This window comes from Shewanella sp. 5S214, from assembly GCF_041439795.1.
GTDB classification, from domain to species: Bacteria; Pseudomonadota; Gammaproteobacteria; order Enterobacterales; family Shewanellaceae; genus Shewanella; species Shewanella vesiculosa.
The window spans coordinates 1-11,832 of the sequence record NZ_JBGOOV010000049.1; the positions used below are offsets into that span (position 1 = coordinate 1).

The 11,832-nt window shown below is 41.3% G+C and carries 12 protein-coding genes; 6 read left to right on the forward strand and 6 right to left on the reverse strand.

Annotated features, from left to right (window positions below):
• Positions 1 to 56 precede the first annotated feature (56 nt).
• Positions 57 to 641: a hypothetical protein gene (locus ACED29_RS20500; RefSeq protein ID WP_371698600.1), complete on the forward strand. Its 585-nt coding sequence runs from the start codon at positions 57 to 59 to the stop codon at positions 639 to 641.
• Between the two features lie 527 nt (positions 642 to 1,168).
• On the opposite strand, the gene ACED29_RS20505 is transcribed toward ACED29_RS20500, so the two are convergent.
• The 4 genes from ACED29_RS20505 to ACED29_RS20520 all read right to left on the reverse strand — a co-directional run bounded on the left by ACED29_RS20505 (position 1,169) and on the right by ACED29_RS20520 (position 4,613).
• Positions 1,169 to 2,350: an NAD(P)/FAD-dependent oxidoreductase gene (locus tag ACED29_RS20505; RefSeq protein ID WP_124016629.1), complete on the reverse strand. Its 1,182-nt coding sequence runs from the start codon at positions 2,348 to 2,350 to the stop codon at positions 1,169 to 1,171.
• Between the two features lie 126 nt (positions 2,351 to 2,476).
• Complete coding sequence (gpsA, locus tag ACED29_RS20510; protein WP_124016628.1) at positions 2,477 to 3,493, reverse strand: NAD(P)H-dependent glycerol-3-phosphate dehydrogenase; 1,017 nt, start codon at positions 3,491 to 3,493, stop codon at positions 2,477 to 2,479.
• Positions 3,494 to 3,496: 3 nt separating this feature from the next.
• Complete coding sequence (gene secB, locus ACED29_RS20515; RefSeq protein ID WP_124016627.1) at positions 3,497 to 3,970, reverse strand: protein-export chaperone SecB; 474 nt, start codon at positions 3,968 to 3,970, stop codon at positions 3,497 to 3,499.
• 208 nt (positions 3,971 to 4,178) lie between these two features.
• Positions 4,179 to 4,613: a rhodanese-like domain-containing protein gene (locus tag ACED29_RS20520; protein ID WP_124016626.1), complete on the reverse strand. Its 435-nt coding sequence runs from the start codon at positions 4,611 to 4,613 to the stop codon at positions 4,179 to 4,181.
• A 247-nt stretch (positions 4,614 to 4,860) separates the two neighbouring features.
• Here ACED29_RS20520 and gpmM point away from each other — a divergent pair, with 247 nt between their 5' ends.
• The 3 genes from gpmM to ACED29_RS20535 all read left to right on the forward strand — a co-directional run bounded on the left by gpmM (position 4,861) and on the right by ACED29_RS20535 (position 8,496).
• On the forward strand, positions 4,861 to 6,405 hold the full coding sequence (gene gpmM, locus ACED29_RS20525; RefSeq protein WP_182723225.1) for a 2,3-bisphosphoglycerate-independent phosphoglycerate mutase: 1,545 nt from the start codon (positions 4,861 to 4,863) through the stop codon (positions 6,403 to 6,405).
• Between the two features lie 10 nt (positions 6,406 to 6,415).
• Complete coding sequence (locus ACED29_RS20530; RefSeq protein ID WP_124016624.1) at positions 6,416 to 7,549, forward strand: murein hydrolase activator EnvC; 1,134 nt, start codon at positions 6,416 to 6,418, stop codon at positions 7,547 to 7,549.
• A gap of 188 nt (positions 7,550 to 7,737) precedes the next feature.
• The gene (locus ACED29_RS20535; RefSeq protein ID WP_371698602.1) at positions 7,738 to 8,496 is read left to right on the forward strand and encodes a divergent polysaccharide deacetylase family protein; all 759 of its coding nucleotides are present in this window, start codon (positions 7,738 to 7,740) and stop codon (positions 8,494 to 8,496) included.
• On the opposite strand, the gene ACED29_RS20540 is transcribed toward ACED29_RS20535, so the two are convergent.
• Together ACED29_RS20540 and ACED29_RS20545 are read right to left on the reverse strand one after the other, a co-directional pair.
• Positions 8,471 to 8,926 carry an Rrf2 family transcriptional regulator gene (locus ACED29_RS20540; RefSeq protein ID WP_371698603.1) on the reverse strand — a complete coding sequence of 152 codons (456 nt, stop codon included), beginning with the start codon at positions 8,924 to 8,926 and terminating at the stop codon, positions 8,471 to 8,473. The genes ACED29_RS20535 and ACED29_RS20540 overlap by 26 nt on opposite strands.
• Positions 8,927 to 8,961: 35 nt before the next feature.
• Positions 8,962 to 9,213, reverse strand: coding sequence for a YkgJ family cysteine cluster protein (locus ACED29_RS20545; RefSeq protein ID WP_124016622.1), 252 nt, complete (start codon positions 9,211 to 9,213; stop codon positions 8,962 to 8,964).
• 240 nt (positions 9,214 to 9,453) lie between these two features.
• On the opposite strand from ACED29_RS20545, the gene rihA reads away from it, so the two are divergent.
• Together rihA and rbsK are read left to right on the forward strand one after the other, a co-directional pair.
• The gene (gene rihA / locus ACED29_RS20550) at positions 9,454 to 10,386 is read left to right on the forward strand and encodes a pyrimidine-specific ribonucleoside hydrolase RihA (protein ID WP_124016621.1); all 933 of its coding nucleotides are present in this window, start codon (positions 9,454 to 9,456) and stop codon (positions 10,384 to 10,386) included.
• Between the two features lie 53 nt (positions 10,387 to 10,439).
• Positions 10,440 to 11,348: a ribokinase gene (gene rbsK / locus ACED29_RS20555; RefSeq protein WP_371698605.1), complete on the forward strand. Its 909-nt coding sequence runs from the start codon at positions 10,440 to 10,442 to the stop codon at positions 11,346 to 11,348.
• Positions 11,349 to 11,832: the final 484 nt, after the last annotated feature.

The following is an 11,832-nucleotide window of genomic DNA, read 5'->3' on the forward strand; positions in this document are numbered from 1 at the left end:
ACAGGAACGTTACCGAGCATGATTTTTGAAGATAAAGATGAACTTTGGAAAGGAATATGAGCGCATATCAATTAAAAAAGCCACATGGTTCGTATGATCTAATCGATCTCAATTTTGTTAATATGACCAATCAAATTGTTAGTAATAGCGACCACTCATTTGATGATGTTGTGAAGAGACTAATAGCCTTGCCTGATGATAATACGAGTATTCTTGAACTATGGGCTGGTACTTTTAGCTGTCACTATTTCCCACAAGCCAAGTTGCAAAATTTTGATATTAATGTGCTTACAAATTTTCTTGTACTCACTCAGCCTTCATATTTGCTATTAGGAGATAGACTTAGGCCATATGGTGAGTTTGTTAGAGTTGAGGCAGATGGTGAGCCGCTGATGTTATTCAACCCACTTGTTTTCGGCCAAGAAGATAAATCTTTATGTGAAGTGAAATTTCTAGATGGATATGAAGACGGCTTAAAGATCCTTGCTTTTGATGAACAAGATATTGCAAATAAGCTTGTATTTAAATCAAAGCTACAAGGCGGTTATTCAATCTTCTGTAATGACTCCTTCAAGCGCTTAATACTTGATTCTGAATTAGAAGGGATCACTTTTGATCCTGATTTACTTAATATTTTTTAATGTTGATTTTGATTTTTTAATTTTTCAAGTTAGTTGGTGGTGAAAATACCGGTAGGCTAAATAATAAGGCGCATTAAGGTGTGGATACTCCCTATTTAAATGAGATATATCAAAAATAATACAGTCCAAACTAAATTTTCACTAAAAATGTCAAGCCATAATTCAGATAAATATTTTCATTGAAAATCTTTTTGCACTCGAACGACCATCTAAACCTATTCTGGTTTAGATGGTTTCTTTCATTTCAATTGTCTCAACATCATTTATTGTTAACGTTTCATTGTAAAAATACCAAACCAAAAGTTTACTAAGGAAGTACATGCTTTGACTATTTAACTATCACGATATCAAATCTAAAATGACATTATAGTAATTGGTATTGTTCTGGTGGTTTTAGATAGTCAAAACGAAGACAGTCTTTTTAACATTAATAATCAATGCGATAGATTGAAATTAAGCAATTTTCACAAAAAGATTGTCTTCGCTTCAATTTCATCTGTCTTCGTTTTAATTCCTTCAATTCACAACTAAACCGCCAACCCTGCCGCGACACCGGATGACCAGGCCCATTGAAAATTAAACCCGCCTAACCAACCACTTACATCCATTACTTCACCAATAAAATACAATCCTGGTACTTTGTTAGCTTGCATGGTTTTAGATGACAGCTCATTAGAATCAACACCACCTAAAGTCACTTCTGCGGTGCGGTAACCTTCTGTGCCATTCATAATAATTGACCAGTTATTTAATTCGTTTGCTAACTTTTCACGCTCACCGTGACCCAGTTGATTTAGCGCTTTATCTAATAGCGACTCTTCAAACAGTGCATCGACCAAGCGTTTAGGTAACCATTGGCTCAGGGTATTACGCAGGCTTTGTTTCGGATGATGTTTCAGTGCAAATTCAATTTTATCTAACGCGTTTTCACCCGGTAATAAATTGATAGAAATGGCTTCACCTGGCTGCCAGTAGTTTGAAATTTGCAGTACCGCGGGGCCTGATAAGCCGCGATGAGTAAATAATAAGGCTTCGCTAAACTGGGTGCCATCTTGCGCGGTAATTGTGGTTGGTACAGCAATACCCGATAACGGCTCAAAGCGGACTTTTTGTTCGGCATGCCAAGTAAAAGGAACCAAACCAGCACTGGTCGGCAGAACCTTTAAACCAAATTGCTCAGCAAGCTTGTAACCATAAGGCGTAGCACCTAATTTGGGCATGGATAAGCCACCAGTGGCAATAACCAGTGATCCGCAGCTAAAGTCACCATTAGAGGTGCTTAAGGTAAATCCGGTATCGGTTTTGTTGACCGATAAAATCTCAGTACGCAGCTGAACCTTGACCCCGGCCCATTCACACTCGGTCATTAACATGGTGACTATGTCTTTAGCGGAGTCATTACAAAATAATTGTCCATGATCACGCTCATGGTATTCAATGCCATGACGTTCAACCAAGTCAATAAAGTCACTTGATCGATAGCGCGCTAATGCCGATTTAACAAAGTGCGGATTGCCACAAATGAACTGGTGCGGCTCCACTTTTTGGTTAGTAAAATTGCAACGCCCACCACCACTGATAAGAATTTTTTTACCAGCTTGTTTGGCGTTATCTAACACCAACACATCACGACCTCTATAGCCCGCTGTCGCAGCACACATTAGTCCTGCCGCACCGGCACCGATAATGATTACGTCATGATGTTTCACGTTTTACTCCACACTGTTTCAATTGGTTGTTTAACAGTTAACTGATAAACATCAAATGCAAAAAAGGATGCTATTTTAGCATCCTTTTTTGTTACTACTCACGATTAACTTAGCTTCTGTGTGACACTATTTTTTGAGTGTTTCAGACGTTTTTTCACGGCTAAGTAACTCTTTAGCAGCTTCAATTGGCGCTTTACCTTGATAAAGCACCTGATAAATTTGCTCGGTAATCGGCATTTCTACCCCAAGGCGTTTAGCCAAGGTAAACACTTCTTTGGTATTGCGGTAGCCTTCAACCACTTGTCCAATTTCTTCTTGCGCGGTGATCACGTCTTTGCCCTGACCTAAAGCTAAGCCAAAACGACGGTTACGCGATTGATTATCGGTACAAGTTAATACCAAATCACCCAAACCCGCCATGCCGATAAAGGTTGAGGCATCTGCGCCGAGCGCAACACCTAAACGGCTAAGTTCGACTAAACCGCGGGTAATTAATGCTGTACGTGCATTAGCACCAAAGCCAATACCATCTGACATGCCAGCACCAATAGCAATGACGTTTTTAACCGCACCACCTAATTGTATGCCAGTAAAGTCGTCATTTGCGTATACACGCAGACGTTTAGGGCTATGAAGTAGTTCAACCAAATCATGAGTAAACTCGGGGCAAGTACCTGCTACAGAAATAGCTGTCGGTAAGCCTGCGGCTAGCTCTTTAGCAAACGTAGGCCCTGACAATACCGCTAATGGATATTGTTCACCTAATTGCTCACGTGCAACATCTTGCAATAAACGACCAGTTTCAGGCTCTAAGCCTTTGGTTGCCCATACAATCCGTGCATCTTTTCGCAGTAATGGCTTTGCTTGTTTGAGTACATCACCAAACACATGGCTGGGCACAACCACTAAGATATTTTTGCTTGCCGCGAGTGCTTTGCCTAAATCCGGTTCGATTGCTAAAGAATCGGGGAACTGAATACCAGGAAGAAAACGCTCGTTACAGCGACTGTCAGCTAACACTTGCATGCTCTTAGGATCGTGACCCCAAAGCAATGTCTTATGACCGTTACTGGCTAAAGAAATAGCAAGGGCGGTGCCATAAGACCCCGCCCCTAATACCGTAATTTCGGCAGCATTATTCATAAATTATGCAGTTGCTGCTTCAGTTGCAGCAGCTTGACGCTGTTGAACGTACTGAGCAAATAGTGCATCAAAGTTAACTGGAGCAAGATTCAGTTGTGGGAAAGTACCACGACCAACTAAGTTACCGACTAATTCACGTGCATACGGGAATAATACGTTAGGGCAATATGCGCCTAAAGAATGGGCAAGTTGTTGTTCAGTTAAGCCAACGATTGAGAAAATACCCGCTTGCTGAACTTCACATAAAAAGGCAGTATCTTCGCCATTTTTAGCAGTAACAGTTAACGATAAGATAACTTCAAATGTGTCATCTGACAGCTTGTTGCTACGAGTATCTAAATCCAATTTTACTTCTGGGTTCCATTCTTTCTGGAAAACAGCAGGGCTATTTGGCGTTTCAAAAGACAAATCCTTTGTATAAATACGCTGAATGTTGAACTGTGGTGCTTGTGCTTCGTTGTTTGCTACTTCAGCCATAATTTCCTACCTATCAATGTTATTTAGCTTTTCTGTGAAGCTAATTGTGTTGGGCTGTCACACTTAATGTATAAAGAATTAATCTAACATTAGTGCTATCCCGTAAAGTTGATCCAGCTCGATAAATCATAACGAGCAAGATCTTGATAATAAACAGTGTTAATTCATACCCAAATGCATTAACACTGAATACAATTAAGCAACCATATTAACGCTTGCTTTTAACTACGGGTAAATTAGCACCCTGCCATTCACCCATGCCACCCTTAAGGTTAAACACATTCTCAAATCCTTGTTTAGTAAGAAGTTGAGCGGCTTGTGACGATGTCATACCTGAGTTACATACTAATATAATGGGGCTGGTTTTGAACTTTTCAAGGCTAGTGACTTGATTATTTTTTATTTCAGACAAGGTCACATTAAGCGCATCAACAATATGACCCTTTTTAAATTCTTCTTTTCCACGCACATCAACAACTTTAGCATCTTGCTTATTTACCATGAGTGTTAGCTCTTGATGGCTAACGTGCTTCACTTTTGATGTACCAGATTTAATGACACTAACAACAAGCGCTACAAACAAGCCGACCCACGCTAAACTTAACATTGGGTTCGCTTTAAAAAATTCCATATATTCTTGCATAATTACTGATTTCTCTGACGATGACTAAGATGAGATGGCCCGAGTATATCGTTTTGCTCGGCAGTTTTCATTAAAGAAACACCGAAAATAAACGCTTTACGCTGAGTTATTCGTGACTCGCCCCTCGTTATCAGCAGCTTTGGTTATATCTTCAAACCTATATGCCTTTTGCACACTATCGATAAGTAGTAATATTCATACAATTGAAATTTTCTAACTCTTCTATTTCCAACTTAAAGGTATTTGCATAATGACAAAGAAACGTCCACTCGCATTACTTATCCTTGATGGCTGGGGTTATAGTGAAAACACGCAAGATAACGCGGTTTTTCATGCTAAGACTCCTGTTTTAGATAAGCTCAATGCACAATATGCTCACAGTCTTATTTCGGGTTCTGGTATCGACGTCGGCTTGCCTGATGGTCAAATGGGTAACTCTGAAGTTGGCCATATCAATATCGGCTCAGGCCGCATCGTGTATCAAGAACTCACTCGCATCAGCAAAGCGATTGCCGATCATGAGTTTGAACAAAATCCTGCGCTTAGCAATGCAGTAGACAAAGCCATTGCCGCAAATGGTGCGGTGCACATTATGGGGCTGTTGTCTGCCGGTGGTGTACACAGCCATGAAGAACACATTGAAGCAATGTGTCGCATGGCTATTGAACGCGGCGCGACTAAAGTGTACTTGCATGCCTTTTTAGATGGCCGAGATACACCACCTCGTAGTGCTAAAAATAGCTTGGTTCATTTTGATGAACTATTTGCTGAATTAGGTCATGGCCGTACCGCATCGCTTATTGGTCGCTACTTTGCGATGGATCGCGACAACCGTTGGGATCGAGTATCGCAAGCCTACGAGTTAATCACTGAAGGTAAAGGCAAGTTTACCTATGCTTCTGCGCCTGAAGCACTTGAAGCGGCCTATGCGCGTGACGAAAATGATGAGTTTGTTGCTGCATCTGTGATTGTTGATGCTCAAGGCGAAGCTGCTGAACTTAACGATAACGATGCGCTCATTTTTATGAACTTCCGCGCAGATCGTGCTCGTCAAATTACTCGCACCTTTGTCAACCCAGATTTTGACGGTTTTGTACGTAATAAAACACCAAAAATTAACTTTGTAATGCTAACTGATTACGCGGCTGATATTAAGGCTCCAGTAGCCTATCCATCGAGTGATTTAGTGAATACTTTAGGTGAAACCCTGCAAAATCTGCATAAAACTCAGTTACGCATTTCAGAAACTGAAAAATATGCCCATGTGACCTTCTTTTTTAATGGCGGTAAAGAAGAGCCATTTGAAGGCGAGGATCGCATTTTAATTGAGTCACCTAAGGTCGCAACTTACGATTTACAACCTGAAATGAGTTCAACTGAATTAACCGACAAATTGGTCGCCGCAATTGAATCAAATAAATATGATGTGGTTATTTGTAACTATCCAAATGGTGACATGGTAGGCCATAGCGGTAAGTTTGATGCTGCAGTTAAAGCTTGTGAAGCCGTTGATGCTTGTATCGGTCGAGTTGTTGAAGCCTTAGCTAAAGTTGATGGCGAATGCTTGATTACTGCCGATCATGGTAATGCGGAGAAGATGACAGATCTGTCTAATGGACAAGCATTTACAGCTCACACCAGTAACTTAGTGCCCTTCGTTTATGTCGGCCGTGATGCGGTAATAAAAGATGGTGGACGTTTGAGCGATATTGCGCCAACTATGTTAACCTTAATGGGCCAAAGCATCCCGAAAGAAATGAGTGGACGCTGTATCATTGACCTTAAAGAGTAAACATTAACTCGTGATAACTCGTTTATTTGTTAAAGCCAGCATTATTGCTGGCTTTCTAATCTTCTCATTTACGGCAACTAGTGCCGATTTGTCTTCACGCCAATCGGCTTTGAAGTCTATCCAAGCGCAAATAAACCAACAACAAAACTCCCTTAAAGATACCTCGAAGCAACGCGAGAAGCTCATTTCACTGCTTAAAAGTGATGAAAAAGCGATTGCAAAAGCCGCTCAACAAGTTAATCAATCACAAAAGGCATTGTCTGAGGTTAACATCAAACTTAAAGAGCTGGATAAACAACAAATTGACTTAGCTAAACTGAAACTAAGTCAGCAAGACACCTTATCAAAACAATTATCGAGTGCTTATTTAGCCGGTAATCATGATTACACCAAAATGATGCTTAACCAGCAAAATCCAGCCACGGTTGAACGTATGCTGGCGTATTATCAATTTCTGAATAATGCCCGTATAGACGCTATCCAGCAGCTGAAGCAAACCAGTATTGACCTTAATAAAGTAAAACAACTACAAGTCACTGCGCAGCAAAAACTCAATGCTTTAGTGATAGATCAAAAACAACAAGCACTGCAATTAACTAAAGAGCAAGGTCAACGCCAGCAAACTCTGACTCAATTACAGCGCACCTTATCGAGTAAAGGCGCAGAATTAGAACAACTGCAAATAGAAGAGGCAAGTTTAAAGCGCATCGTGCAACAAGCCATGGTAGCCGCCAAATCTAACCCAACAATGGATGGGTTATTGAATCAAAAAGCCAAATTAACATGGCCAACCAAAGGTAGAGTGAGTAAACGCTTTGGCAGCAGTCGCTCAGGACAGATTGTTTGGAAAGGCACAGTACTTTCGGCGCCAGAAGGACAAAATATCAATGCGGTTGCATCAGGTAAAGTCATTTATGCCGACTGGCTACGAGGTTTTGGTATGGTGTTAGTGATTGATCATGGTAAGGGCTATATGAGCCTCTATGGTCACGCCCAAACATTATTGAGACAACCTGGCGACATGGTCAAAACGGGTGAGTCTATTGCACTTGTCGGTCGTTCAGGCGGACAAAGTGAGCCAGGACTGTACTTCGAAATTCGCAACAAAGGTAAGGCCGTCGATCCAGCTTATTATTGCCGTTAAGCTTAACCAAACGCGATATAAAATCGGCTCACGGATAAGTAATAGCAGATATAAAATAACACTGCACGACGCTATTCAGTAGCACTCTCTTAACAAATGCTATATCAAGCTGTGTAACTGTGTTTATAATCGTCTTGTTATGCATGTCATTGAACAATTAAACTCACCCAACTAGATAAGTCAAATTCGTGCGCAATCTACTATTTATCTTACTCAGCCTCTGTAGCATCATGCCTGCCACGGCAGCCAAACTAGCCATTATCATTGACGATATAGGTTATCGTTCAACTGACGAAGCCGCATTGTTATTACCCAATGCCATCACTTTATCGGTATTACCGCATACTCCGCTAGGAAAAAAGCTGGCCACTGATGGTTTCAACAAAGGCCATGAAATTATGTTGCACCTGCCAATGCAAGCCTTAAATGGTAAAGCATTAGGGCCGGGAGGATTAACCAACGACATGACTGAAGTGCAAATTAAACAACAGTTACAAAGTGCGTTCGCTAATATTCCGTTTGCTAAAGGGGCTAATAATCATATGGGCAGCTTACTGACTCAAATGGATAAGCAGATGTTATGGGTAATGCAGAGTTTAAAAGAGCGACAACTGTTTTTTATCGACAGCTTTACGACTAAATATACTAAAGCTAGCAACAAGGCGATGCAGCTTGGTGTGCCATCGATGAGAAGACAGATATTTTTAGATAACGACACTAGTGAGCGAGCGCTTGAAAAACAGTTCCAACTGATAATTACACAATCAAAACAACAAGGTAAGCTGATTGCTATTGCCCATCCTTATCCTGAAACCATCCGATTTCTGAACGCTAATTTGGCTCGTTTAAATGACAATGGCATTACATTACTGCCAACATCTCAATTATTTGATGATCTCAATGTTGCTTTATCAACTCAAGCTACTCCACCTGCAACACTGAGATAGATAAGTCTGGTAACGTTGCTAGAATTTGTGATTTATTCGCGACAACATCTGCTAATGTGTATTGGTCAAGCACCACTAAATAAGCTGAAACAGCCTGCGCTAACACGCCTTTTAATCGGCATATTGGTGTAAAGCGGCAATATGGTGACTCACAATCGATAGGCGCTAATGAGTGCTCTAAATCACGAACCAATTGCCCTATTACCACCTCATCGGCTGGCTTTGCTAATCTAAAACCACCACTTTTGCCTCTGACCGTTTGCAAATATCCCATCTTGCCTAATTGATGGATTATCTTTGCCACATGATTTGAAGAAAGATCAAATACACTGGTGACTTCGGCAATTCGAAACAAAGTTTCGCGTTCAGATTGCACAGCAAGATACATTAAAATGCGGATACCAAAATCTGTATATCGGGTTAGTTGCATGGTCTAAAATATCCAAGATAAATAATAAGTGCAGATTAACATGTTGATGACTCTAAATCAGTGATCAACCATAAAGCTTGATCATTGCTAGTACCACATACATCGATACTTGCACTAAACTCAGCGCATACCTCTGGACGCTCTGGCTGACCAAATATCATACATAAGTTAGCATCATTTAATTGGATACAACGCACCCCTGCAGGTTTACCATTTGGCATTCCCGGTATTGCACTAGTAATAGAAGGCGCAATACAGCAAGCACCGCAACCTAAACGACAATTCATAATCCTACCTACTTAATAAAACCACACTGTAGCGTAAAACAACCCATCCATCACGGCATGGTTAATAACAAATTACATTGAGAGATTTGCAACAACTCTTGAGCTAAGGCAAGTTACTGCAGATCGATTATCTCAACCACTATGCCATGGTATTTTAGATCACATTTTACTTTTTAAGCATTAAGCCAACAACAATGATAGTGGTACATTATACCTTCTTATTGAATAAGGAAATTATCCATGAAACGTCCTGTTATTCTCGACTGCGATCCCGGTCATGACGATGCCATCTCACTTATTTTAGCACTAAGTTCAGCAAAACTTGATGTGTTGGCCATTACAACGAGTGCCGGTAACCAAACACCAGAAAAGACCTTAAACAACGCATTGCGTGTACTTACCCTATTAGGCCGACATGATATTCCGGTTGCAAGTGGCGCTCCGAAACCATTAGCTCGCGAGCTTATTATTGCTGACAACGTTCACGGTGAAAGTGGTCTTGATGGGCCAAAACTTCCCGATCCGGCATTTGCACCAGTACAACAAACCGCTATTGAACTAATGGCCGATAAGGTTCGTGGCAGCAAGCACCCCGTCACCCTTGTTCCTACAGGACCGTTAACTAATATTGCCCTGTTTCTCGCTGCACACCCTGAATTACATTCCAACATAGATAGTATCGTACTGATGGGCGGCGCAGCAGGTGTGGGCAATTGGACTCCTGCGGCAGAGTTTAATATTTTTGTCGACCCTGAAGCTGCTGATATGGTGTTCAAATCTGGCTTACCGATTGTGATGTGCGGACTAGATGTAACCCACGAAGCACAAATCATGGATGAAGATATTGAACGTATTAGAGCAATCAACAACCCAATAGCCAAATGCGTCGCCGAACTGCTCGACTTCTTTATGATTTACCATCGTGACCCTAAATGGGGTTTCACAGGTGCACCATTACATGATCCTTGCACCATAGCATGGTTACTCAATCCATCATTGTTTACCGCTGTTGATTGCTGGGTTGGCATTGAAACTAAAGGGCAATATACCCAAGGTATGACAGTAGTTGATCGATATCAATTAACCAACAATCCACATAATGCCAAAGTCTTGTTTAATATAAACCGAACGGGTTTTGTAGACTTTATTATTGAGCGTTTAAACGATTACTAACGAACTCATGCCATGCCAATTTAACTAGATCGGCGTGGCAACTAAGGATAAACATGAGTACTTTATTAGTTGTCGGCAGTGCTAATGCCGATCATGTTCTAACATTTAATGAGTTACCCCAAGCTGGGCAGACGTTGATTAGTCAGCAATATCGGCTAGAACTTGGAGGCAAAGGGGCAAACCAAGTTGTGGCGGCAGGGAGATTGAGTAACCCTCAACAGAAAGTATATTTCATCTGTGCTCTGGGTGATGATAGTAATGCTGTAATAATGCGCAAAACTTGGGCTGCTGATGGAATCAATTTAAGTGGCTGTTATGATATTGCTAATCAGAGTACCGGCACTGCCGTAATATTTGTTAATCAACACGGTGAGAATAGCATCGGAGTTGTACCTGGTGCTAACGCCTATTTGTCTGCGGAGCACATTCAGCAGCAACAAGCATTGTTTGCTCAAGCAGATTACGTACTAGTCCAACTAGAAACCTCGTTAGACACTGTTCATCAGGCATTAATCCTCGCCAAGCAGTATCACTGCACGACCATACTCAATCCTGCTCCAGCAGCTAAACTGAGTAATGATTTGTTGCGCTTAATCGATATCATCACCCCAAATGAGACAGAAGCCTTTGCATTAACTGGCATTGAGGTTATCGATCAACAAAGCGCAGAGAAAGCAGCACAAGACCTTCATCATAAGGGCGTTAATACCGTTATTATCACACTTGGAAGTAAAGGCGCTTATGTCAGTGAAAAAAGCCAAGGACAAATCATTCCTGCGCCCATAGTTAATGCAATTGATACGGTTGCAGCCGGAGACACATTTAACGGTGCACTAATGGTGGCATTAGACGAAGGAGAATCATTAACAGAAGCCGTAATGTTTGCTAACTTAGCCTCATCAATAGCCGTTACACGCAGCGGAGCACAAAGCAGCATTCCTTATAGAACAGAGCTGACTTAAAACCGTTTATTAGATGAAGTGATGCAATAAATTTTTAAATAAATGACCAAGGCCTCACATTGCAAATGAGGCCCGTTATTGATAAATGCGCAAGTGAATATTGATATAAACACCACAGGTCCTCGGTTAACACAGCACTTTACAGGCTCACCGATACAGTTAACATCAACTAAAAATCTGTGTATCAGTGATAACTTCGCTAATATTATTACCTATTTGACCCAATTACAGACACAAAAAGGCCTTTGCATTACAGCAAAAGCCTTCAACTTACGTTGCCGGAGCGGACGGGTTTAATCCGTGAGTTTTGCGACAAAGACAGGCCGCGGTCTGCTCATAAAGAGGCTAACATGCCATGGATGGGGCCATGCACTACAATCTCGCAACCTTGTCACTTCAACGAACCGCCGCGGGATTTTATGTTGTTATCTTTTTATCGCCCAACGAAAAAAGCCCTAGCATTTCTGCTAGGGCTTTCATCTTA

Excerpts from the sequence above, each read along its gene's own strand:
- ACED29_RS20545 (WP_124016622.1), bottom strand. The coding sequence starts at position 9,213 with ATGAATTGTCGTTTAGGTTGCGGTGCTTGCTGTATTGCGCCTTCTATT.
- ACED29_RS20520 (WP_124016626.1), bottom strand. The coding sequence starts at position 4,613 with ATGCAAGAATATATGGAATTTTTTAAAGCGAACCCAATGTTAAGTTTA.
- rbsK (WP_371698605.1), top strand. The coding sequence starts at position 10,440 with ATGAGTACTTTATTAGTTGTCGGCAGTGCTAATGCCGATCATGTTCTA.
- ACED29_RS20500 (WP_371698600.1), top strand. The coding sequence starts at position 57 with ATGAGCGCATATCAATTAAAAAAGCCACATGGTTCGTATGATCTAATC.
- gpsA (WP_124016628.1), bottom strand. The coding sequence starts at position 3,493 with ATGAATAATGCTGCCGAAATTACGGTATTAGGGGCGGGGTCTTATGGC.
- secB (WP_124016627.1), bottom strand. The coding sequence starts at position 3,970 with ATGGCTGAAGTAGCAAACAACGAAGCACAAGCACCACAGTTCAACATT.
- rihA (WP_124016621.1), top strand. The coding sequence starts at position 9,454 with ATGAAACGTCCTGTTATTCTCGACTGCGATCCCGGTCATGACGATGCC.
- ACED29_RS20540 (WP_371698603.1), bottom strand. The coding sequence starts at position 8,926 with ATGCAACTAACCCGATATACAGATTTTGGTATCCGCATTTTAATGTAT.